Origin of the sequence: Salinicola tamaricis, assembly GCF_003006155.1 — a bacterium.
In the GTDB taxonomy this organism is placed as follows: domain Bacteria; phylum Pseudomonadota; class Gammaproteobacteria; order Pseudomonadales; family Halomonadaceae; genus Salinicola; species Salinicola tamaricis.
Genome location: NZ_CP023559.1, coordinates 1,552,691 through 1,573,940 on the forward strand (window position 1 = coordinate 1,552,691; position 21,250 = coordinate 1,573,940).

Here is a 21,250-nt window from a genome sequence, read left to right on the forward strand (position 1 = left end):
CCAGGCTGAGACTAATGGTTAACCATTTAAGGAGTGCTGGCAGCAGGTATGAGACGAGAGCGCCTCGTGGTATCGATAGGACAGGCATCGATAGGACAGGCATCGATAAAACCTCGGTGCCGCGGGGCGTTTTTACGGGACCGCCACCAGCACGCTCTCCAGCGCCGGGTCGTTACCGCGGCGGCGCCGGGGGCATGAGCGGCGCGAGCCGGTTGGTCTCGTCTGGGTTCAGGCCTGATACGCCGAGTAATCGTGCGCCAGCGACTCGATATTGTTGTCCATATAGGCCAGGTGCTCGCGCATGGCGGCTTCGGCTGCCTCGGCGTCGTGCTGCTCTAGCGCCGCGATGATCGCAGCGTGCTCCTGGATCAATGGCGGCACGCGCTGTGTCGACAGAAAGAGCGTTCTGACACGATTGATATGCAGCTGCACGTGGTAGATGGTCTGCCATACGGCGGGTTGGCCGGCGATCTCGGCGATCAACTGATGAAAACCTTCATCGAGGCTTTCGATCTCGTAGAGTGGACGCTGCTGCTGTTCGACCAGTTGCTGGCGCTGCAGGTTGTGGCGTAGTTCGAGACTCTGCGTGTCGGTGCACGACTTGGCCGCATCCCGAACCAGGGAGCATTCGAGTACTGAGCGCGTGTAGTGTGCCGCCCTGACGATATCCGGTCGGATGGGTGAGACATAGGTACCGCGCTGCGCCAGGATGTCGACGAGTCCATCGTAGCGCAGTCGCATGAGCGCCTCGCGCACCGGCGTGCGACTGATGCCGAACTCCTCTGCCAGCGCCTTCTCGGAAATCTTCTCTCCCGGCTTCATCACCGTGGTGATGATCTTGTCGCGAATCTCGATGTAGGCCTGGTCGCTTGCGAATCTCTTCGACCACTGGTCTGCCATGCAAGCAACCTCTCTTTCTCGATGATAGGACGATCCGTCTGACAACGCGCTACACCGCGTAAGGCAGGCTCTCTGGCATGCCTTACAGCGCGCGGGCAGAGGCCTCAGCGCGACTCGCGCATGAGCGAATCATCCAGTTCCTCGAGTTTACTGCAACCCAGCAGGCCAAGATCGCGATCCAGCTCCGCATGCAGCAGTCGCAGTGCGTGATCGACACCGGCTTCACCCCCCGCGCCCAGGCCATAGAGCGTGGCACGCCCGAGCATGGCGGCATCCGCCCCCAGCAGGCGTGCCTTGAGCACATCGCTGCCGCGCCTGAAGCCGCCATCGAGCAGCAGCGTCATGGCGTCACCCACGGCCGCGCGCACCTCGGCGACCAGTTCCAGCGGCGACACGGAGCCGTCGAGCTGCCTGCCACCATGATTGGAGAGCACGATGCCATCGATGCCTTCTGCGCTGGCCTGGCGCGCCTCCTCGACCGACAGGATGCCCTTGATGAGTAACTTCCCGGGCCAGCGCTGGCGCAGCCAGCGCATCTCCGCCCAACTGAGCGATGGCATCAGATGACGGCCAATGGCGGCGGCAGCGCCCTGGACCGAGGTTTCGCCGGCGGGAGGAGATCGCCGAGATTCTTGAAGGTGGGCACGCCGTTGGGGTAGAGCACATCCTTGATCCAGCCCGGCCGGGTCAGGGTATGGAGCTTGTTGTACCAGTCGAGCACCAGCGGGCGCGTGTAGTTGCGAGCATCCCACTCTCGGTTACCGTAGATGGCGCTGTCGGTGGTGATGACGAGCGTGTCGAAGCCCGCGGCCTCGCAGCGCGCCATCAGTTTTTCTACGTAGTCTCGGTCGCGGTAGAAATAGATCTGCATCCAGTTCCAGCTCTCAGCGACCGTGGCGATCTCCTCCAGAGCGGTGGTCGAGGCGTTGCTCAGGGTGAAAGGGATCCGCCACTTGGCCGCCATACGGGCCAGCTTCATGTCGCCATCGCGGGTGATCATGCCATTGAACCCGGTGGGCGCGATGATCAGCGGCATCGCGATCTCTCGTCCCAGTACTTGGCAAGTCAGGCTGCGCTGGCTGACATCGGTCAGGGTTCTGGGGGTGAAGCGATAGCGCTCGAAGATGGCTCGGTTGTTGGCCAGGCTGACTTCGTCGTCAGACCCACCCTCGATGTATTCATAGACGAAATTGGGCAGACGTCGCCGGGCGATTGCGGCGATTTCATCGATGTTCATGGCCCGCTCGAAGCGTCTGTGGCGGGGAAAGACTCTTCTCATGTCGTCTCCTGACGATTAGCGGGCATGCAGGACGTCTAGCGGTACCAGCACGAGCTGCGGGAACAGAATGAGCAGCAGTATATGCCCAAGTACACGATCAGCATGGGCCAGATACCCCGGGTGATCTCCATCAGGCTGATTCGACTGATGCTACAGCCGACGTAGAGCACGGTGCCCACCGGTGGCGTGATCAGGCCGATGGAGAGATTGATGATCATCAGAATGCCGAAGTAGATCGGGTCTATGCCCAACTGTTGCACCACCGGGATCAGTACCGGGGCGAAGATCAGCACGGCCGGTGTCATGTCCATCACGCAGCCGAACAGCAGCAAAATCAGCATGATGAGTAACATCAGCGTTGGGTTATCGGTCAGGCTGCTCAAGCCCTGGGCGATCTGCAGCGGAACCTGGGCGACGGTAATGGCGTAGGCGGTGACGATCGCCGCCGAGGCGATCAGCATGACGATGGCGGTGGTCTTGGCCGTGCCGACCAGCACATCCAGCAGCTGGCCGGCTCTCAGCTCGCGGTGCAGCGAGGCGATGATGAACGCGTAAACGGCCGCTACCACGCCGGCCTCGGTGGGCGTGAAGACGCCGCCGCGTAGCCCGACGATGATGATCAATGGCAGCAGCAGGGCCCAGAACGCGCGCCTGAACGCGATCCCACGGGTACGCCAGCCGGCCTTCTCCAGCCGTGCCATGCCGGCCTTGCGCGACACGGCCCACCAGGTCAATGTCATCGCCAGCGCCATGATCAGACCAGGCACGATACCGGCCATGAACAGCCCGGTGATCGAGACGCCACCCACCACGCCATAGAGAATCAGGGGAATACTGGGCGGCAGTACGGTACCGAGAATACCCACGGAGGCCACCAATCCGGTGGCTCGATCCCTGGCGTAGCCCTGGGCCACCATCATGGGGATGAGAATCGCGCCCAGCGCTGCGGTGTCCGCCACCGCCGAGCCTGAAAGGCCGGCGAAAATGACCCCGGAAAGGATGGCGACGTAGCCCAATCCTCCTTTCACGTGCCCGACCAGGGACGAGGCGAAGGTCACGATGCGTGTCGAGATGCCGCCCGCGTTCATGATCTCGCCGGTCAGAATGAAAAACGGAATTGCCATCAGCGCGAAGTTGTTGGCGCCGGTGATGAAGTACTCCGCCAGGGTGGTGACATCGAACATCCCTTGCGTCCACATCATCACCACGGCGGCGCAGAGCATGGCGAAAGCGATCGGCATGCCGATCAGCATGAGCGAGAAGAGCACGCCCAGAAAGACGATGACGGTCATGATTATGGGCTCCGCGAACTGGGCCGGCGCCACGCGGGGCCATGGTGGCCCGTGATCACGAACGCGACGGCCTGATAGATCAGGATCGAAGACATCAGCACGGCGGAGATCAGCCCTGCATAGTAATAGTTGTTGATCGGAATCTCGGTCGCAGGTCCGGTCATGCCGCGATTGAGTTCGATCAACAGCAGCAGGCCTTCGACGATCAGCGCCATGACGCCGACGATGAGCACGACGGCGAAGCCGAACAGGAGTTTCTGTATTCCGAGCGGTAGACGACCGACCAGCAGATCGACGCCGAGATGGCTGTGCTCGGCAACCGCGAGCACCGAGCCGAGGAAGACTACCCAGACGAACAGATAGCGTGCGACCTCGCTCGACCAGGTCAGCCCGCTGGTCGAATACGTAGCGCAATACCACATTGGCGAAGACGAAGCCGACCATCAGCACCAGTGCCACGGCGATGGCGAATTTGATCGGCTTGCCCAGCCATTCGAGATATCGATCGAATTGCATGATGTGCTCCCATCCCCTGTGAGAAGGGGCGCGCGGGCTGCGCGTCCCCTCATCGATAGGCGCTCACTGCTCGAGCTGCTGATGCAACTCATCCAGCCAGGCCTCGGCCCAGTCGTAGCGCTGGATGAAGTCGTCGTAGATCGGCTGCATGGCCGCTACCATGTCAGCGTGAAAGGCGTCGCTGGGTTCGGTGATGTCGAGGCCGGCGTCGATCAGTTTGTCCTTGATCTCGGCATCGGTGCTGCGCATCAACGCCCACTCCTTCTCCATCGCGCGCTGAGCTGCCTCCTGGATCACCGCCTTGTCCTCATCGCTCAGCGCATCGTAAAAGCGCTTGTTCATGAGATAGACGTTGGGGCTGAACATGTGGCGGCTGTCGAGCACGTGGCTCTGCACCTCGTACCAGCCGGAGCGATAGAGCGTGGCCAGCGGATTGTCCTGTCCGTCGACGACACCCTGCTCGAGGGCTGGATAGACCTCGGACATGCCCAGTGTCTGCACGTTGGCACCCAGCGCCTGGCCGACCTGAACGTAGAGGGAAAGATTGGGCATCCTCAGCTTGAAGCCCTTGAAGTCGTCCAGGCTGGTGATCTTCCTGTTGCTGGAGAACACACGAAAACCGTTGGCGGTCCAGGCCAATGGTTCTGCACCGAGCTTGCGGAATATCGGATCGATCTTTTGGCTGATCGGCCCGTTCAACAGCCTCTGTGCCTGGTCATAATCGCTGAATAGGAAGGGCCATTCCGGGAAGCCGATGCGTGGGTCCGCGGTCTGTAGCCCCATCCCCGAGATCGCCATCTCGATGCTGCCGGTCCTGACCCCATTGGTGTACTGCCTCTCATCCCCGAGCGAACTGTTCGGATAGATCTTGATCTGCATATCCGAGTGCGCTTCGACGTAGGGCTTGAATACATCGCGGATGGCGACGTTCTGTGGGTGATCCTCGGCGAAGTAGCTCGCCACCTTGATCGTGGCATGACTCTGCGCGGTGGCCGTGGCGCTCAGCAGGAGCGTGGTCGTCGTTATAAATAGCGTGGCCGTCGTTATAAATAGCGTGGTCAAGCGCGAGAAAGGTCTCGCTTTTCGGATTCTTTTCATCGCGGGTGCCTTTTTCATTGTTGGCAGGAAAGCAGCGTAAAGCGGCGCTCCGCTGGGAGGCGACCGACAACTGATATACTAGTATCTCGATGCGCAGATACGAGAGAGACCTTTGTCTTAGTACAGAGGGTTTCGAACGACTCAAGCGACCGCTGTCAGGCCAATCGCGTTACACAGCGGCGCCTTGTGTCTGCATTAGACTCAAGGCCACCGACAGCGAGGGTGAGATACGGGGGGAGATACGGGAGGAGATGGATGCCGGTGTCAGGTATCACGGCCTGCGGGTCGTGCTGGGTATCGGCTGTATCAGCTCACCGCCACCAGCACGCTCTCCAGCGATTCGCGCGGAATATCCCGGGTGATGAACACCAGTCGCGAGCGGCGGTCTTCGTCGGGCCAGGCGTCGAGCTCCACCGGTGGGTGGAAGATGTGCTGCACGCCGTGGATCACGGTGGGGCGCTCGTGCCCGGCGAGGTTGAGGATGCCCTTGATGCGCAGCATGTTCTCGCCCATCAGGGCCGCCATCAGTTCGAGCCAGGCTTCGAAGCGGCCGAGTTCGATCGGTGCGTCCAGGGTGAAGCAGTGGGCGCGAATGCAGTCGTCGTGGCGGTTGGGGTCCCGGGCGGGATCGGAAGCGTCGCCGCTCACCGGCGTGAGCAGTGGCCCGGCAGCCGTGGGGCCGGCACTGAAGGCCAGCCCGGCCAGACTCGGTGGCTGGGCGTAGGCGTCGATCCAGCGGGCGAGATCGGGGCGGGTGCCGTCTGCCCCCATCAGGCCCAGCCCGGTCAAGGCGCTGGCTTCGATCTCACCCTGGATCACCCGGCGCTGGCCGGCCCCCGGATTGATCTCGCCCAGGCGCCGGGCGAGGGCTGCCAGCGCCTCTAGAGGCGCCAGGTCGGCCTTGGTCAGCAGCAGGCGGTCGGCTACGGCGGCCTGCTTGAGCGCTTCCGCGTGGTGGTCGAGGGTGGCGCTGCCGTGGACGGCGTCGACGGTGGTAACGATGCCATCGAGCCGGTACTGGCCGATCAGCCTGGGCTCGGTCATCAGAGTGTGCAGAATCGGCGCCGGATCGGCCAGGCCGGTGGTCTCGATCACCACGCGGTCGAACTGGCGCCGGCCCTCCCGGGCGTAGCGCCAGGGCGCATCGCGTAGCGTGCGGGCGAGGTCGCCGCGAATGGTGCAGCACAGGCAGCCGCTCTCCAGCGCCACCACCTCGGTCTCATCGGTGGCGCTGAACAGGCGATGATCGAGCCCGATCTCGCCGAATTCGTTGATGATCACCAGGGTGCGGTCCATGTCGGGTTGGCGGACCAGACGATTGAGCAGGGTGGTCTTGCCGCTGCCGAGAAAGCCGGTCAGCAGGGTGACGGGGATCGGGGGCGTTGCGGTCTTGGGCATGGCAGGCGGACCAGAGAGTGGATACGTGTCGTCGATGGGAAGCTTTGTGTCGGGATACCATAGCATGTCATTATTGTTATGTTATAACGTATCTAAAGCGGATCATGTCGATATCGCCACGTAGCTGGTGTGTCGGCCCGTTGGCGTGATGCCCGCAGGGTCGCGACTCAATAGCCACGACTCAGTAGCCACGATTCAGGGTCACTACGGCCTTGCCTCACTTTTTCGTTTGTCGGAGGTCCTCATGAAAACGCGCGCCGCCATTGCCTGGGAGCCGAATCGCCCGCTGGAGATCGAAGAGATCGATCTCGAAGGGCCCAAGGCGGGCGAGGTGCTGGTCCGGATCGTCACCACCAGCCTCTGCCACACCGACATGTTCACGCTCTCGGGGCGCGATCCCGAAGGGCTCTTCCCCTGCGTGCTGGGGCACGAAGGCGTGGGTATCGTCGAGGAGGTCGGCAAGGGCGTGACCTCGGTCGCCCCGGGCGATCACATCATCCCGCTCTACACCCCGGAAGACCCCAACTGCCCCTATATCCGGTCCGGCAAGACCAACCTGTGCCAGACGATTCGCAAGACTCAGGGGCAGGGGCTGATGCCGGACGGCACCAGCCGCTTCTCCTACAAGGGCAAGATGCTGCGCCACTACATGGGCACCAGCACCTTCAGCGAGTACACCGTGCTGCCGGAGATCGCGGTGGCCAAGATCAACCCCGAGGCGCCGCTGTCCAAGGCGTGCGTGATGGGCTGTGCGGTGCCCACCGGCATCGGCGCGGTACGTAACACCGCCAAGGTGCAGCCGGGGGATACCGTCGCTGTCTTCGGCCTCGGCGCGGTGGGCATGGCGGTGATCCAGGGCGCCAAGCTGCAGGGCGCGGGGCGGATCATCGGGATCGACGTCAATCCGGCCAAGTTCGCCCTGGCCGAGTCGCTGGGCGCCACCGAGTGCCTGAATCCGAACGAGCACCCCGAACCGCTGCACGAGGTGATCATCGATATGACCAACGGCGGCGTCGACTTCTCCTTCGAGTGTGTCGGCAACGTGCGCCTGATGCGCGCGGCGCTGGAGTGCTGCCACAAGGGCTGGGGCGAGAGCATCATCATCGGTGTCGCCGGCGCCGGTGAGGAGATCGCCACGCGGCCGTTCCAGCTGGTCACCGGGCGGGTCTGGCGCGGCAGCGCCTTCGGTGGCGTGCTGGGGCGTTCGGAGCTGCCGGGCATGGTCGACGAGTGGCTGTCTGGACGCTTCGACGTCGACCCCTACATCACCCATAACATGACCCACGATCGCATCAATACGGCGTTCGATCTGCTCCACCGCGGTGAAGCGATCCGCTCGGTGATCCACTACCAGCCGCAGGAGACGATGACCGGCGATCTACCCGGCGTGACCCTCGGCGACAACAAGAAGACCCCCGAGCCCGCCTGATCACGGCGCTTTTGCTCGGTCCAAGGTCGCAGGGACGCCCGGCTCAATGGAGTCGGGCGTTGGCGTGAGCGTGGCTTGCGGTATCTTCTCTCCGTAGCACGGTGTCACAGGCGCAGGGCGCGGATGGGCAGGCGGCTCAACGCATAGAGCCCGAAGCTCAGCGCGGCGATGCACGACGACGCAGGCAGGTTGGCGTAGTAGGAGAGCAGCAGCCCGCCGAGCGATTCCAGCAGTGCCAGCAGGGCGGTGAGCCCCATCCCCAGACCGACACGGCCACACCAGGCCTGAGCCGCGGCGGCGGGGCCGACGAAGATGGCGAGCTCAGCAGCGAGCCGATCACCGGCACCGCGATGGCCGCCGCGGCACCCACCAGCAGCAGAAAGAGTGTATCGAAGGTGGCCACCGGAATGCCCTGGGCGCGTGCCGCCTGCGGGTTGAGGCTGGCAAAGCGCAGTGGCCGAAAGATCGCGCCGAGGCCGAGCAGCACGCCCGCCGAGGTGATCGCGATCCAGCGAATCTGCCCGGCATCGATACCGAAGACACTGCCGAAGAGAATCCCGATCGCGGCATTGGCGTTGGCGCTGTAGAGATTGACGAAGAGCGCGCCGAGCCCGAGCGAGAACATCAGGATCATGCCCACGCTGACATCGCGCTCGCCCAGGTCGCGCCCGGTCCAGGCCATGACCAGCGCCGCGCCCATGACGAAGAGCAAAAGCCCCAGCATGGGGTCGACCCCGGCCAGCGAGGCTCCGGCGGCGCCGGCAAAGCCGATGTTGCTCAGTGCATGCGAGGCGAAGGCTTGACGGCGCAGCACCACGAAATAGCCCACCAGTGACCCCATCAGCGCAATCAGCGTGGTCGCCACGAAGGCGTTGCGCATGAACGCGAATTGCAAAAACTCGGGCATAGAAATCGACCCTAGAGCGTAGAGATAGCGTAGAGAAAAGGCGTACATCTGGGAGAGCGCGTCAGGCGGCTGGCGCATCCGCGAAGACAAAGCGGCGCCCGCCGTCGCGGATGACCCGCACGGGCGTGGCATAGAGTTCGCTCAGCGTCTCGTCGCAGATGATCTCGTCGACGCTGCCAATGCGCCCGCGCCCCTGGGCGAGATAGAGCACCCGATCGCAGACACGCAGCACCGGATTGATATCGTGGGTACTGAAGATCACGGCGATACCGCGCCGGGTGAGATCGGCGGCCACCGCGACGATCCAGTCGCGGGCGGCGGGGTCGAGCTGCGAGAGCGGCTCGTCGAGCAGCACCAGGCGGGGGCGATTGACCAGCGCCTGGGCGATGAGCAGGCGCTGACGCTGGCCCCCGGAGAGCGTCGAGAGCCGACGCGAAGCGAGATCGCTCGCCCCCACGGTGTCGAGCGCGGCCTCCACCGCCGCCCGGGCACGCCGGCGGCTGCCGGGCAGCGGCAGACCCAGCCGGTGCGCCTGGAAGGCAGCGCTGACGAACTCGCGGCCGATCAGGGCGTCGTCGTGGGCGAGCGCCAGCGCCTGGGGCACATAGGCGACCTGGCGGCGCATCCGGCGGGGCGTCTCGCCCAGCACCTGGATTCCGCCGTGCCGCGGCGGGATCAATCCCAGAATCGCTTCGAACAGCGTTGTCTTGCCGGCCCCGTTGGGGCCGACCAGCGCCGTGAAACTGCCGGGCGCGATCTGGAACGAGACATGCTTGAACGCCAGCGCCGCGCCTTTACCCGCGGCCAGGCCGTGGGCTTCGATCGTCGCTGGGCTAGCGCTGGCGGCCTCAGCCACGCTTGGCGTCAGCCTTGTCCAGCGCCGCATGGATGGCATCGAGCTGACGCACCTGCCAGGCGGCGTAGTCCTCGCCATGCAGCGGGATCGCGCTGACACCGACGGTGGGAATGCCGGCTTGCTTGGCCGTCGCGACCTGGCTCTCGGTCAGCCGGTTGTGCACCTGCTGGTTATAGATCAGCAGATCGACGCTGCGCTGCTCGAGCGCCTGGGTGAAGGTGGCGACCTGACGGGCACTGGGCTGATGGTTATCCATCGAAGCGAACTGAATGTCGTGGTAGCGGTTGGCGTAGCCGAGCAGCGCGATCATGTAGCTGTAGACCGGCACGGTGGCAGTCACGCTGAGATTCGGATGATCCGCGATCAGATCCTGCACGGCGCTGTAGACCGGTGCCAGCGTCTGCTTGAAGGCATCCAGATTGGCGCGGTAATCCGCGGCGTGCTGCGGGTCGAGGGTCTCGAGCGCCGAGGCGACGCGGCTCGCGGTGGCGAGCATGATCCGCGGCGAGTAGAAGAGGTGCGGATTCTGATCTGCCATCACCAGATGGCTGCCTGCCTCGCTTGCACGAATCACCTGGCGCTTATCGCTCTGGGTGCTCTCGAGCAGCGGTTCCATCCAGCCATCGAAGCCCAGGCCGTTGAGCACGACGAGATCGGCATCCTGTAGCTGCCGCGCGATCTGCGGATCGGCGCGGAACGCGTGGGGGTTGACGTCGGGGCTATCGAGCAGCGAGACCACCTCGACGTGATCGCCGCCGATCGTCTCGATCATGCTGCCGTAGCTACTCTCCGCGGCGACGGCGTGAATGGCGGCCTGGGCCTGGGCGGTGGCGCCCAGGCAGAACAGCGCCAGCAGGGTGAGGGTCCGGCGCAGGAATACCTGGCCTGCGTGAACGGCCGAGGATGAACGGCGAGAACGGTGTGATGAGACCATGACGACGGTGACTCCTGATGACGGATGGGGTGACGTTGAAGGGATGAAAGTGAAGGAGTGAAGCCTGGGCGTGACCAAGACCGGGCTAGCGTTCAGGTCGCCTCACGCCAGTTGTGATGAGTGATGCGAGGTGATCTTCCACTCGCCCTCGATCTCCTCGAAGGTGAACAGAAACCGCGCCGGAATGGTGATCCGCTCACCCCCGTCGCGGTAGCGAAAGAAGTAGTGCCCGCCCACCACCACAGTGCCCAGCTTGTGGCTGACCCGGCGCGCGTATTCGCCCAGTTCGCAGTCGAGCCCTTCGCGGGAGAGGAAGTCGCGGAAGTAGTCCTCGCGGGCGGCCTGGGTGCCGCGGATGGCGTTGGAGACGGTCGGTACCAGGATGGCGTCATCGGCATAGAGCGCCAGCAGCGCAGGTGCGTCGGCGCGGGAGATGGCCTCGGCCCAGCGCTGCAGTGTGCGGGTGGCGCCGGCCTCGCACTGGGCCACGCTGGGTTTCGCTTCCGGCGTGGACGAGGGCGTGGAGATGAGCGCCGGGGCGGCGTCCGGGTCTGGGTCATGGCGTCACGCTCCCTGGCGTGTGGATTCGCGGGCGGCGCGCTCGAACCAGGCGATGAGGCGTCGATGATGGTCCTGGCCGTAGTGCCCAGCAGCCGCTGGGTGTGGTAGTCACGCGGATCGTTCAACGCCTGCAGGCGTGTCGCGATATAGCGCGGCGTCAGCGCGATGCCGCAGGCCACGGTGATGCAGTGGCGCCATTCGGTGTAGTCCTCGGGAATCGGGGCTGGCGCGTGCATGGTGGGGCTCTTCGTCGACCAATCTATATACGTTATAACATAACAAAAATGACCTGTGGAAATGGTCTGTGAAGAGGGTCCGTGGAAATGGTCCGTGGAAATGGCCTGTGCCCATATCCATCACCGATGCCGTTGACTCAGCACAGGCCAGGCACCGGATCGTGGCGGTCAGGGGGTACCCCAGACCCTCACTCCGTTAGCGTCGAGGCGCTACGTAGCAGATGGCACACCAGGAGTGCCAGGGCCGCGAGCAGGCCGGCAGCGGTCATCAACACGAGGGAGTGGCTGGCCGAGAACGCCGCCTTGGCGGCCTCGATCAGTGCCTTGGCCTGGGGGGCGGCGAGGTCCCGGGCGATCACATAGCTGTCACCGATGGAGCGCGCCGCGCGCTCGGCCTGAGCCGGGGGAAGGTCGGGCACCTGCACGAGGGTGTGGCGGTAAACGCCAGAGAGGAGGACACCGAACAGGGTGATGCCCAGGCCACTGCCGAATTCGTAGGCCGTGGCTTCCAGCGACCCCGCCGCACCGCCCTGGCTGGGCGCGACCGAGCTCATGATGGCGATGGACGAGGCTGTCAGGCCGATGCTGAGGGCCAGGCCGAGGAGTGCCAGCAGCAGCGGTACCGTCAGCCCCGGATGGGCGAAATCGGAAAACGCCAGGCAGGCCAGGGCCGCAGCGGCAACCGCCAGTGACAGGACGGCGACCGTACGCAGACCGCATAGCTGGGAGAGATAACCGGCGACCGGGCCACCGAGCGCGGCCGCGACCATGATCGGCAGCATGAAGATACCGGCCTCCAGCGGCGTCTTGCCCAGCACGTATTGCAGCTCCTGGGCCAGGGTCAACTCGACCCCCGCCAGGGCGCCGCTCGCCAGCGTCGCCATGATGATGCCGGCCAGGATCGCCGGGCGCGAGAACAGCGTCAGATCCAGCATGGGCCGGGTCGTGCGCAGCTGCAGGCGCACGAATAGCACCAGCAGGCCGAGCCCCGATAGCGCCACCGGCAGCGCGATGGCCAACGCCTGGGTCTGGCCCAGGGTGGCCTTGATGCCATAGACCAGCGCCAGGATCGCGGCGATCAACAACAGGGCCTGCAGCGGTGTCCAGGTGCCCGGGGTGGTCGCCTCACGGCGCGGCAGCAGCACGTAGACCAGCGGCAGGACCGACAGCATGATCGGCACGTTGATCAGAAATGCCGAGCCCCACCAGAAGTGCTCCAGCAGCACACCGCCGATCAGGGGCCCCAGCGCCGCGCCGGCGGCGCCCACGGTTCCCCACAGACCCAGCGCCAGGGCGCGTTCGTCTTCATCTTCGAAGGTGCGGCGAATGATACCCAGCACACAGGGCATGATCATCGAACCGCCCAGGGCCAGCAGCGCGCGGGTGGCGATCAGCGTGGCGGGTGTCGGGGCGAAGGCGGCCAGCAGCGACGCGGTCCCGAAGATGACCAGACCCGTCAGCAGGACCCGCCGATGGCCGATGCGATCGGCGAGCGTACCCATGGGCACCAGCAGGCCCGCCATCAGCAGCGGATAGATATCGATGATCCACAGCACCTGGGTGGCAGAGGCATCCAGCGCCAGGGTCAGCGAAGGCACGGCGATATGCAGGATGGTCATGTCGATGACCACCGGCAGGAAGGCCAGCATCACGGCCAGGAGGATCAGCCAGCGGCGCGGAATCGCGGGAAACGGTGACATGGCGCTCGGTCCGTTATGGGCTCTGTCAGGGTCTACGGTTGCGTCGTTCGTCACGCCGTTCACGCCAGGCGCTCAAGCGCTCCTGGGTGCCGATGACGAAGACGAAGAAAGCCGGCACGAAAAATATCGCCAGCAGGGTGCCGCTGAGCATGCCGCCAAACACCCCGGTGCCGATGGCGTGCTGGGTCTCGGCGCTGGCGCCGGAGGCGAGCATCAGCGGTACCACCCCGAGGGTGAAGGCCAGCGAGGTCATCAGGATCGGCCGCAGGCGCAGGCGCGCCGCGGTCACCGCGGCATCGATCAGCGTGCGCCCCTCGGCATGTAGCTGGCGGGCGAACTCGACGATGAGGATGGCGTTCTTCGCCGAGAGGCCGATGAGGGTGACTATCCCTACCTTGAAGAACACATCATTGGGCATGCCGCGCAGCATCACCGCGGCCACCGCACCGAGCAGGCCCAGCGGCACCACCAGCATCACCGACAGCGGAATCGACCAGCTCTCGTAGAGCGCCGCCAGCACCAGGAACACCACCAGCGCCGAGAGCAGCATCAGCAGCGGCGCCTGCGCCGCCGACTGGCGCTCCTGCAGCGACTGCCCGGTCCAGGCCACGGCGAAACCCTGCGGCAACTGCGCCGCCAGGCGCTCCATCTCGGCCATCGCCGCGCCGCTGGACACCCTGGCTGCGGCCCCCCCGGCGAGTCGCACGGCGGGGTACCCCTGGAAACGCATCATCTGCTGCGGCGACTCGCTCCACACCGGCGTCACCACCTCGCGCAGCGCCACCATGCCGCCGCTGGCATTGCGAACCCGCAGCCCGAGCACGTCGTCCAGTTGCATGCGCGCCGGGGCGTCGGCCTGCAGGATGACCTGCTGCATGCGTCCGGCATTGGGGAAGTCGTTGACGTACAGCGAGCCCATGGCCGCCGACAGCGTGCTGCTCACCGTCGCGAAGGACAGCCCCATGGCCTCGGCCTTCTGCCGGTCGATCTCCAGGCGAATGCTCTCGCCGGGCGGCAGGCCGTCGGGGTAGACATCGCTGACCTTATCGCTCTGCGCTGCCAGTGCCAGCAGTTGCGCCTGGGCCGCCAGCAGCGCGTCCTCGCCACGGTTGGCGCGATCCTGCAGAAACAGGCTGAAGCCGGAGGAGGTGCCCAGCTCGTCGATGGCCGGCGGCATCAGGCTCATCACCGTACCTTCGACGTTGTCCGCCATCGCCTGCTGCGCCAGCGCCGCTTCTTCGGCGGCGGTGGCGCCGTGGCGCTGACCCCAGTCCTTGAGCATGGTGAAGGCCATGGCCGCGTTGGGGCCGGAACCGGCAAAGCTGAAGCCCAGCACCACCAGGTTGGCGTCCAGCGCCGGGCGTGAGGCCACGTGGGCCTCGAAGCGCTTGACCACGTCCAGCGTGCGTTCGCTGGTCGCGCCGGTAGGCAACTGGATGGAGGTCATGAAGTAGCCCTGGTCCTCTTCCGGCAGGAAGGAGGAGGGTAACTGCCGGGCGGCGATGACCAGCACCGCGCAGAGCACGGCGAACGTCACCATCATCCGCCCACTGCGCCCGATCAGGTGCGCCACCCGCGCCCCATAGCTCGCCGTGAGGCGCTCGAAACCGCGATTGAAGGCGCCGAAGAAGCCGCGTTTTTCATGGTGATCCGCGCTCACCGGGCGCAGCAGCGTGGCGCACAGCGCCGGCGTCAGGCTCAGGGCGAGGAAGGCCGAGAACAGGATCGACACCGCCATCGACAGGGTGAACTGCTGGTAGATCACCCCCACCGAGCCGCTGCCGAAGGCCATGGGGATGAACACCGCGGTGAGCACCAGGGTGATACCGATGATCGCCCCGGTGATCTCCCGCATCGCCTGCAGGGTCGCGGCTTTCGGCGACAGCCCTTGCGTCGCCATCAACCGCTCGACGTTCTCCACCACCACGATGGCGTCATCGACGATGATGCCGATGGCCAGCACCATGCCGAACATGGTCAGCGTGTTGATCGAGAAGCCGGCCAGCAGCATCACCGCGAAGGTGCCGAGCAGCGCGATGGGCGCGACGATGGCCGGGATCAGCGTATAGCGCAGGTTCTGCAGGAACAGCAGCATCACCAGGAACACCAGCGCCATGGCCTCGAACAGGGTGTAGATCACCTTCTCGATGGAGACCTTGACGAAGGGCGCGGTGTCGAACGGCACCGAGTAGGCCATGCCCGCCGGCAGGCTCGGCGCCAGCTCGGCCAGGCGCTCACGCACGGCTGACGCGGTACGCACGGCATTGGCCCCGGGCGAGAGCTGGATCGCGGCACTGGTCGCCGCCACGCCGTTTTCGCGGTTGGAAAAGGCGTAGGACTGCGCGCCCAGCTCGACCCGGGCCACATCGCCGAGCACTACCTTGGCGCCGTCGGTCTCGGCACGCAGCACGATGGCGGCGAACTCCTCCGGCGTGCTCAGTTGCCCCTGCACGGTCAGCGGTACGGTCAGGCGCTGGCCCGGCACGGTGGGTTCGTCACCGACCCGGCCGGGGGCGATCTGCGCGTTCTGCTGTTCGATGGCTTGGGCCAGATCGTTCATGGTCAGCCCATAGGCGGTCAGCTTGTGCGGGTCGACCCAGACCCGCATGGCCTGCTCGGCGCCGAACATCTGTATACGCCCGACACCCTCGATACGTCGCAGCTCCTGCACGATGTTGCGAGCGAAATAGTCATTCAGCGCGATCTCATCGAACTGCCCGGTGGGGGAGGTCATGCCCACCATCATCAGAAAGCCCGAGGCCGCGGACTCCACCTGCAGGCCGTTCTGGCGCACGGCCTGGGGCAGGCGCGGCTCCACCGCCTTGATGCGGTTCTGCACGTCCACCTGGGCCAGCTCCGGGTTGGTGCCCGGTTTGAAGGTGGCGGTGATCTGCGCGCTGCCCGAGGTATCCACCGAGGATTCGAAGTAGAGCAGGTTCTTCACCCCGGAAAGCTCGCGCTCGATCAGGCTCACCACCGAGTCGTTGAGGGTCTGCGGGGTGGCCCCCGGATAGGTGGCGTAGAGGGTCACCGAGGGCGGCGCCACTGATGGGTAGCGGGCGATGGGCAACTGCGGGATGGCGATGACGCCGACCAGCACGATGAACAGGGCGATCACCCAGGCGAATACCGGGCGGTTGATGAAGAACTGCGGCATGAGATTGTCTCCGGACTCAGCGCGCGACGGCGCTGAGCGGTTCGCCGCTGGCGGCGGGCTGCCAGCGGCGCGTGGCCACCTGGGCGTCAGGGCTCAGGCGCTCGATCCCTTCGATCACCACCCGCTGCCCGGCGCTGAGCCCGGACACCACGCGGTAGCGGCGCTCGACCAGCTCACCGAGCTCGACGGGCACCGGCTTCACTTGCCCCTGGGCATCGACCACCCACACGCTGGCCTGGCCTGCGGTGCGGGTCACCGCCTGCTGCGGCACGCTGAGCGCGGCGGAGTAGTGCGCAATCGGAATCCGCGCCTGCACGTAGAGGCCGGGCAGCAGGCGGCGCTGCGGGTTGTCCACCAGTACGCGCAGCAGCACGTCACCGGTACCGGCATCCACGGCGATGCCGGAGAACAGCATGCGCCCGCGCATGCCCAGTGGCTTGCCGTCACTGCCGAGGATATCCACGTCGAGCGTCGAGGTCGCCGAGCCGACCTGCTGACGCAGCGTCTCCAGCTTCGAGGCGGACTGGCGCACGTCGACGTACACCTGATCGATCTGCTGGATGCGTGCCAGGGGCGTGGTATCGGTGGGCGACACCAGCGCCCCTTCGCTGACCAGTGCCTGATCGATGTGCCCGGCGATCGGCGCCTCGACGCTGGCGAAGTGCAGATCCAGCTTGCGCCGTGCCAGGGTCGCTCTGGCCTGGGCCACGTCGGCGGCGGCCTGATCGCGTAGCGCCGCGGCATCGTCGTAGCGCTGGCGGCTGACGGCCTCGCTGCGTTGCAGGGAGCCGAGCCGTTCGGCCTGCAGGCGCGCGTGTTTCAGCGTGGCTTCGGCCCGTTGCAGGGCCGCCGAGGCGATGTCGACCTCGGCCTGGAAGGCCGCCGGATCGATCTGGAACAGCCGTTCGCCGGCGGTGACGTCGCTGCCCTCGGTGAACAGGCGCTGCTTGACGATACCACCGACCTGGGCGCGTACCTCCGCGCTGCGCACGGCGGCCACGCGCCCGGGTAGCGTTTCATGTACCCACAGCTCGTGGGCTTTCAGCGGCATCACCGACACCGGGATCGGCGCGGCGGGGGGCGTGGCGGTGTCGGCGTGGGGGTTGCAGCCGGCCAGCCCGGCCATGGCCATGCCAGCCAGCGCCAGCCGCCCGACGCTGACCAGCCTCAGCGCACGCGACCCCAGCCCCCGCGACAGCCGCAGCCAGAGGCTCGGCCCCCGCCGGTGATGCCGGCAAGGCGTGGCAGACGCTGCTGGTTGTCCGGTGTGCTGCTGTCGATCTCTTCGGTTCATTCCCCGCCTCGCCATATCCCACCTCAGTGAACGCGCCCTTCGATCCGTCCGCCGTGGCGGGCGAGGCGCGTGGCGGCAGTCTGACGCAGCGCTATCGAGAGGGTGTTGAGGGGTGATGGAGAAAGCATGGAGGGCGCGCTAACATTGAGCGCCGCCGTCATCGAGCCCGACCATGTCTGACGCCCAAGCGCGAGCCGGTGCACCCGCCCAGGGGCTGGTGCTGATCGCCGAAGACGAAGCCGAGATCGCCGAGATTCTCGCCGCCTACCTGCAGCGCAGTGGCCTGCGCACCCAACACGCCAGCGACGGCCAGCAGGCCCTGACCCTGCACCAGTCGCTCAAGCCGGACCTGATCCTGCTCGACGTGCAGATGCCGCGCCTCGATGGCTGGAAGGTACTGAGCGAGATTCGCGCCCGTGGCGACACCCCGGTGATCATGCTCACCGCGCTCGATCAGGACATCGACAAGCTGATGGGCCTGCGCCTGGGCGCCGACGACTATGTGGTCAAACCCTTCAACCCCGCCGAGGTGGCGGCGCGGGTGGCGGCGGTGCTGCGACGCACCCGAGCGAGCGCGCCCGCCGCCGCGCAGGTGTTGCGCGTCGGTGCCTTCGAGGTCGATCTGGAGAGCCACCACGCCAGCGTCAGCCAGGGCGGGCAGACGCACCCGCTGGCGCTGACCCTGACCGAGTTCAAGCTGCTGGCCTGCCTGATGCGCACGCCCCAGCGCGCCTTCAGCCGTGCCGAACTGCTGGAGAGCTGCCTGCCCGAGGGCGATACCCAGGAGCGCACCGTGGATAGCCACGTCAGCAAGCTGCGCAAGAAGCTCGAAGCCCTCGATATCCAGGGCGTGCCGGCCAGCGTCTGGGGCGTGGGCTACCGTTTCGGCGTGGCGCCATGAAGCCGACACCGGGGCTGCGCCGGCAGATCATCCAGTCGCTGGCGGTGATGGCGCTGGGCATCATCGGCCTCTCGGTGATCGGCAGCTACGTGTTCTACGGCTTCGCCCTGACCTACCTGCCGGATAGCATCTCCGACACGTTGATGCCCTCACGGGTGGAGCTGATATGGATCGTCTGCACCATCATCGCCGCGCTGAGCCTGGCGGTGTTCGTTGCCATGCGCCTGTCGCGACGCCTGATCACACCGTTGAACTCGGTGGCGCACAGCCTGCGTGACGTAGCCGAGGGCAAGCTCGATGCCCGCGCCCCGATGGACGACCGAGCCATGGGCGAGACCGCGCAGCTGGTGCGCGACTTCAACGCCATGGCCGAACGCCTGCAGGGCATGACCCGCGAGCGCGAGTTCTGGAACGCGGCCGTTGCCCACGAACTGCGCACTCCGCTGACCGTGCTGCGTGGCCGCCTGCAGGGGCTGGCCGAGGGGGTGTTCACACCCAGCAGCGAGCTGTTCGAGGGGCTGCTGCGCCAGGTGGAAGGCCTCGGCCGGCTGGTCGAGGATCTGCGCGTGGTCAGCCTCAAGGACAGCGGCCATCTGGAAGTGCAGCGGATCGAGGTGAGGTTGGCCGAGGAACTGGACAGCGTACTGCAGGCTTTCGCCGCGCCGTGGCGGACAGGGGCCTTCAGCTGCATCAGGCGCTGGACACCGCTCTACAGGTAGAGTGCGATGCCGTACGCATTCGCCAGGCGCTGATGGCGCTGCTGGAAAACGCCCTGAGCCATGCCGCCCCGGGCAACCTGCGGGTGAGCCTGGCGCGGGCCGACGATGACTGTCAGTTGAGCGTGGAAGACGACGGCCCGGGTATCGACAGCGCCCTGGCTGCCGACCTCTTCGAGCCTTCCGCCGTGGCGAGCCATCGCGTTCGCGCCAGAGCGGCGGCAGCGGCCTGGGGTTGGCGGTGGTCAAGGCCATCGCCGAGGCCCATGGCGGGCAGGCGTATTGTCAGCCTTCTGCCCATGGCGGCAGCCGCTTCGTCATGCGCTGGCCCCTCACTCCCTTGCGCTAATCCTAGGTCGCTAATTCCAAGTCGCTACTCCCAGGTCGCCCCGGTCAAGTCGCAGGAGACCTGCCACAGCCGCTCTTCCACCGCGCGGTCGCGGGCGGCCTCGCTGCGATGGGCGGGCTTGGGCGCGCCGCGGGTCTCGCCGAGCCCGTTGGGGCCGACGTAGTCGCCGTTGTGAACCGCCTCGGCGAGGGCGGCGTGCAGGGTGGGCCGGGCGCCGTCGGCGGCGGACTGGCTGATCAGCGGCAGCAGCAGCTTGAAGGTGCGCCCCAGCAGCGGGCGGCTCTTCACACCGCTGTCGAACAGCGCGGTGCGCGATAGCCCCGGATGCGCGGCGACGCTCACCAGCGGCCAGCCCTCGGCTTCGCTGCGCCGTGCCAGCGCCTGGGCGAACAGCAGCATGGCCAGCTTGGACTGGCGATAGCCGCGCCAGGGGTCGTAGTCGCGCGCGGCGTCGAGATTGTCGAAGTCGATCCGGCCGCTACGGTGGGCCAGGCTGGAGAGCTGGACCACGCGAGCCGGGGTGGCCGGGCCATCGGCCAGCAGCAGCGGCAGCAGCAGGCTGGTGAGCAGGAAGTGGCCCAGATAGTTGACCCCGAACTGGCGCTCGAAGCCGTCGCGGGTGGTCTCACGGTTGGGCGGCGCTAGCAGGCCGGCGTTGTTGATCAACCGGGCCAGCGACTTTTCTTGTTGGCGCAGCAGCTCGGCGAAGGCGTGCACGGAGTCCAGCGAGTCGAGATCGAGCAGCTCGAAGCGCACCTGCGCGTGCGGATGCTGCGAGCGCACGGCGTGGCAGGCGAGGCGCCCGCGCTCTTCGCTGCGCGCGGCGATCACCACGCGATAGCCCGCTGCCGCCAGGCCCTTGGCGGTCTCCAGCCCCAGCCCGGCGGTGGCGCCGGTGACCACGGCGAGTGGCGCGTCGGCGGTGTGAGTTTTGGCGATCATCGAGCTGGCTCCGGTATCGGACTATCTTTTGAGTGTCAGCCTGCAGGCTTGGCCATTGAGACCGCCCATCGCGGCACCTTTAGCGTGGCGGCAGGCGGACATATCAGCAAGCCTTGATACTCAGGGATACCCTGTTTCAGCAGTCACGAGGGGAGTGAAAGATGGCAACGAGAAGTCTGATCGGGCGTAGCTGGATCATCCTGATGGCGTTCGGCGTGGTCGCCGTGATCTTCGGCGCGATCGCGATCTTCAAGCCGCTGGGGGCGATCGCCGCGCTGACCTGGATCATGGGCATCCTGGCGCTGGCGGAAGGCATCACCACGCTGGTGACCACGGCCACCGCCTATCGTGGTGCCGGCAAGGGCTGGCTGATCGGTTATGCGCTGTTCTCGGTGCTGTTCGGCCTGCTCGCGATCTTCGACCCGCTCTCCATGGCCAGCGCCCTGCTGGTGCTGGTGGGGATCTGGCTGGTGATCGCCGGGGTATTCCGCCTGCTGCTCGCGCTGCGCATTCGCCGCCCGGTGCCGGGCCAGGGCTGGACCGCCCCAGGCGAGGGTTGGACCGTACTCAGCGGGGTGTTGGCGCTGCTGCTGGGAATTCTGCTCATTGCCAGCCCGCTGAGCGGCCTGGTGGTCACCGCGCTGTGGATCGGCGTCGTCGCGCTGATCTACGGGGTGGTCCAGATCATCGCCGCGCTGCGCGTGCGCAAGGCATTTTCCGGCCTTTGAGGGGAGCCCCGCCGGTGCCGGGTCGTGAGACGCCCGGCACCGGCGGCAGGGCCGGGC

General features: G+C 66.1%; 19 protein-coding genes and 2 pseudogenes. 5 read left to right on the forward strand and 16 right to left on the reverse strand.

Translation table 11 applies throughout. The features are described from left to right. Nucleotides 1-228: 228 nt before the first annotated feature. From CN538_RS07210 to CN538_RS07235, 7 genes are all read right to left on the reverse strand, one after another. Complete coding sequence (locus tag CN538_RS07210; RefSeq protein ID WP_106418992.1) at nucleotides 229-900, reverse strand: GntR family transcriptional regulator; 672 nt, start codon at nucleotides 898-900, stop codon at nucleotides 229-231. Nucleotides 901-1,004: 104 nt separating this feature from the next. Then, a complete protein-coding gene (locus CN538_RS22310; RefSeq protein ID WP_242495767.1) occupies nucleotides 1,005-1,577 on the reverse strand; it encodes an alpha-hydroxy acid oxidase in 573 nt (190 codons plus the stop codon). Continuing rightward, a complete protein-coding gene (locus CN538_RS22315) occupies nucleotides 1,460-2,137 on the reverse strand; it encodes an alpha-hydroxy acid oxidase (RefSeq protein WP_242495768.1) in 678 nt (225 codons plus the stop codon). The genes CN538_RS22310 and CN538_RS22315 overlap by 118 nt, the downstream gene beginning before the upstream one ends. Nucleotides 2,138-2,214: 77 nt before the next feature. Further along, the gene (locus CN538_RS07220; RefSeq protein ID WP_207233661.1) at nucleotides 2,215-3,471 is read right to left on the reverse strand and encodes a TRAP transporter large permease; all 1,257 of its coding nucleotides are present in this window, start codon (nucleotides 3,469-3,471) and stop codon (nucleotides 2,215-2,217) included. A gap of 2 nt (nucleotides 3,472-3,473) precedes the next feature. After that, nucleotides 3,474-3,893 (reverse strand): TRAP transporter small permease, encoded by a 420-nt coding sequence (locus CN538_RS07225; protein WP_106418993.1) that lies wholly within the window; start codon nucleotides 3,891-3,893, stop codon nucleotides 3,474-3,476. A 157-nt stretch (nucleotides 3,894-4,050) separates the two neighbouring features. After that, nucleotides 4,051-5,085, reverse strand: a complete 1,035-nt coding sequence (locus CN538_RS07230; protein ID WP_106418994.1) for a TRAP transporter substrate-binding protein — start codon at nucleotides 5,083-5,085, stop codon at nucleotides 4,051-4,053. Between the two features lie 306 nt (nucleotides 5,086-5,391). Continuing rightward, entirely contained in the window at nucleotides 5,392-6,483 is a 1,092-nt protein-coding gene (locus CN538_RS07235) for a CobW family GTP-binding protein (RefSeq protein ID WP_106418995.1), read from the reverse strand. Nucleotides 6,484-6,727: 244 nt separating this feature from the next. On the opposite strand from CN538_RS07235, the gene CN538_RS07240 reads away from it, so the two are divergent. After that, nucleotides 6,728-7,912: an S-(hydroxymethyl)glutathione dehydrogenase/class III alcohol dehydrogenase gene (locus CN538_RS07240; protein ID WP_106418996.1), complete on the forward strand. Its 1,185-nt coding sequence runs from the start codon at nucleotides 6,728-6,730 to the stop codon at nucleotides 7,910-7,912. Nucleotides 7,913-8,016: 104 nt separating this feature from the next. Here the strand turns inward: CN538_RS07240 and CN538_RS26060 are convergent, their stop codons facing one another. From CN538_RS26060 to CN538_RS07280, 8 genes and pseudogenes are all read right to left on the reverse strand, one after another. Further along, nucleotides 8,017-8,169 (reverse strand): hypothetical protein, encoded by a 153-nt coding sequence (locus tag CN538_RS26060; RefSeq protein WP_422917556.1) that lies wholly within the window; start codon nucleotides 8,167-8,169, stop codon nucleotides 8,017-8,019. A gap of 77 nt (nucleotides 8,170-8,246) precedes the next feature. Further along, nucleotides 8,247-8,951 (reverse strand): annotated as a pseudogene (locus tag CN538_RS07245) (metal ABC transporter permease); the annotation flags it as partial. Further along, entirely contained in the window at nucleotides 8,881-9,675 is a 795-nt protein-coding gene (locus tag CN538_RS07250; RefSeq protein ID WP_164999527.1) for a metal ABC transporter ATP-binding protein, read from the reverse strand. The gene CN538_RS07250 and the pseudogene CN538_RS07245, both read right to left, overlap by 71 nt. Further along, complete coding sequence (locus CN538_RS07255) at nucleotides 9,668-10,609, reverse strand: metal ABC transporter solute-binding protein, Zn/Mn family (protein ID WP_106418999.1); 942 nt, start codon at nucleotides 10,607-10,609, stop codon at nucleotides 9,668-9,670. Before CN538_RS07255 ends, CN538_RS07250 begins: the two co-directional genes overlap by 8 nt. Nucleotides 10,610-10,711: 102 nt before the next feature. Then, complete coding sequence (locus tag CN538_RS07260) at nucleotides 10,712-11,098, reverse strand: nuclear transport factor 2 family protein (RefSeq protein WP_207233663.1); 387 nt, start codon at nucleotides 11,096-11,098, stop codon at nucleotides 10,712-10,714. Nucleotides 11,099-11,594: 496 nt separating this feature from the next. Beyond that, nucleotides 11,595-13,106, reverse strand: coding sequence for an MFS transporter (locus CN538_RS07270; protein WP_106419001.1), 1,512 nt, complete (start codon nucleotides 13,104-13,106; stop codon nucleotides 11,595-11,597). A 25-nt stretch (nucleotides 13,107-13,131) separates the two neighbouring features. Continuing rightward, nucleotides 13,132-16,263 carry a multidrug efflux RND transporter permease subunit gene (locus CN538_RS07275; RefSeq protein WP_106419002.1) on the reverse strand — a complete coding sequence of 1,044 codons (3,132 nt, stop codon included), beginning with the start codon at nucleotides 16,261-16,263 and terminating at the stop codon, nucleotides 13,132-13,134. A 16-nt stretch (nucleotides 16,264-16,279) separates the two neighbouring features. Continuing rightward, nucleotides 16,280-17,557 (reverse strand): efflux RND transporter periplasmic adaptor subunit, encoded by a 1,278-nt coding sequence (locus CN538_RS07280; protein ID WP_207233664.1) that lies wholly within the window; start codon nucleotides 17,555-17,557, stop codon nucleotides 16,280-16,282. A 172-nt stretch (nucleotides 17,558-17,729) separates the two neighbouring features. Here CN538_RS07280 and CN538_RS07285 point away from each other — a divergent pair, with 172 nt between their 5' ends. From CN538_RS07285 to CN538_RS20890, 3 genes and pseudogenes are all read left to right on the forward strand, one after another. Then, on the forward strand, nucleotides 17,730-18,458 hold the full coding sequence (locus tag CN538_RS07285; protein ID WP_106419004.1) for a response regulator: 729 nt from the start codon (nucleotides 17,730-17,732) through the stop codon (nucleotides 18,456-18,458). Then, complete coding sequence (locus CN538_RS07290) at nucleotides 18,455-19,177, forward strand: histidine kinase dimerization/phospho-acceptor domain-containing protein (protein ID WP_207233665.1); 723 nt, start codon at nucleotides 18,455-18,457, stop codon at nucleotides 19,175-19,177. The genes CN538_RS07285 and CN538_RS07290 overlap by 4 nt, the downstream gene beginning before the upstream one ends. Nucleotides 19,178-19,209: 32 nt before the next feature. Next, nucleotides 19,210-19,523 (forward strand): annotated as a pseudogene (locus CN538_RS20890) (sensor histidine kinase). 24 nt (nucleotides 19,524-19,547) lie between these two features. Here the strand turns inward: CN538_RS20890 and CN538_RS07295 are convergent. Then, on the reverse strand, nucleotides 19,548-20,465 hold the full coding sequence (locus tag CN538_RS07295; protein WP_106419005.1) for an oxidoreductase: 918 nt from the start codon (nucleotides 20,463-20,465) through the stop codon (nucleotides 19,548-19,550). Nucleotides 20,466-20,626: 161 nt separating this feature from the next. Here CN538_RS07295 and CN538_RS07300 point away from each other — a divergent pair, with 161 nt between their 5' ends. Next, on the forward strand, nucleotides 20,627-21,193 hold the full coding sequence (locus CN538_RS07300; RefSeq protein WP_106419006.1) for an HdeD family acid-resistance protein: 567 nt from the start codon (nucleotides 20,627-20,629) through the stop codon (nucleotides 21,191-21,193). Nucleotides 21,194-21,250: the final 57 nt, after the last annotated feature.

Coding starts and splice junctions, on each gene's coding strand:
- CN538_RS07210 (WP_106418992.1), bottom strand. CDS start 900: ATGGCAGACCAGTGGTCGAAGAGATTCGCAAGCGACCAGGCCTACATC.
- CN538_RS22315 (WP_242495768.1), bottom strand. CDS start 2,137: ATGAACATCGATGAAATCGCCGCAATCGCCCGGCGACGTCTGCCCAAT.
- CN538_RS07220 (WP_207233661.1), bottom strand. CDS start 3,471: ATGACCGTCATCGTCTTTCTGGGCGTGCTCTTCTCGCTCATGCTGATC.
- CN538_RS07225 (WP_106418993.1), bottom strand. CDS start 3,893: ATGTGGTATTGCGCTACGTATTCGACCAGCGGGCTGACCTGGTCGAGC.
- CN538_RS07230 (WP_106418994.1), bottom strand. CDS start 5,085: ATGAAAAGAATCCGAAAAGCGAGACCTTTCTCGCGCTTGACCACGCTA.
- CN538_RS07235 (WP_106418995.1), bottom strand. CDS start 6,483: ATGCCCAAGACCGCAACGCCCCCGATCCCCGTCACCCTGCTGACCGGC.
- CN538_RS07240 (WP_106418996.1), top strand. CDS start 6,728: ATGAAAACGCGCGCCGCCATTGCCTGGGAGCCGAATCGCCCGCTGGAG.
- CN538_RS26060 (WP_422917556.1), bottom strand. CDS start 8,169: ATGGGGCTCACCGCCCTGCTGGCACTGCTGGAATCGCTCGGCGGGCTG.
- CN538_RS07255 (WP_106418999.1), bottom strand. CDS start 10,609: ATGGTCTCATCACACCGTTCTCGCCGTTCATCCTCGGCCGTTCACGCA.
- CN538_RS07270 (WP_106419001.1), bottom strand. CDS start 13,106: ATGTCACCGTTTCCCGCGATTCCGCGCCGCTGGCTGATCCTCCTGGCC.
- CN538_RS07275 (WP_106419002.1), bottom strand. CDS start 16,263: ATGCCGCAGTTCTTCATCAACCGCCCGGTATTCGCCTGGGTGATCGCC.
- CN538_RS07280 (WP_207233664.1), bottom strand. CDS start 17,557: ATGAACCGAAGAGATCGACAGCAGCACACCGGACAACCAGCAGCGTCT.
- CN538_RS07285 (WP_106419004.1), top strand. CDS start 17,730: ATGTCTGACGCCCAAGCGCGAGCCGGTGCACCCGCCCAGGGGCTGGTG.
- CN538_RS07290 (WP_207233665.1), top strand. CDS start 18,455: ATGAAGCCGACACCGGGGCTGCGCCGGCAGATCATCCAGTCGCTGGCG.
- CN538_RS07295 (WP_106419005.1), bottom strand. CDS start 20,465: ATGATCGCCAAAACTCACACCGCCGACGCGCCACTCGCCGTGGTCACC.
- CN538_RS07300 (WP_106419006.1), top strand. CDS start 20,627: ATGGCAACGAGAAGTCTGATCGGGCGTAGCTGGATCATCCTGATGGCG.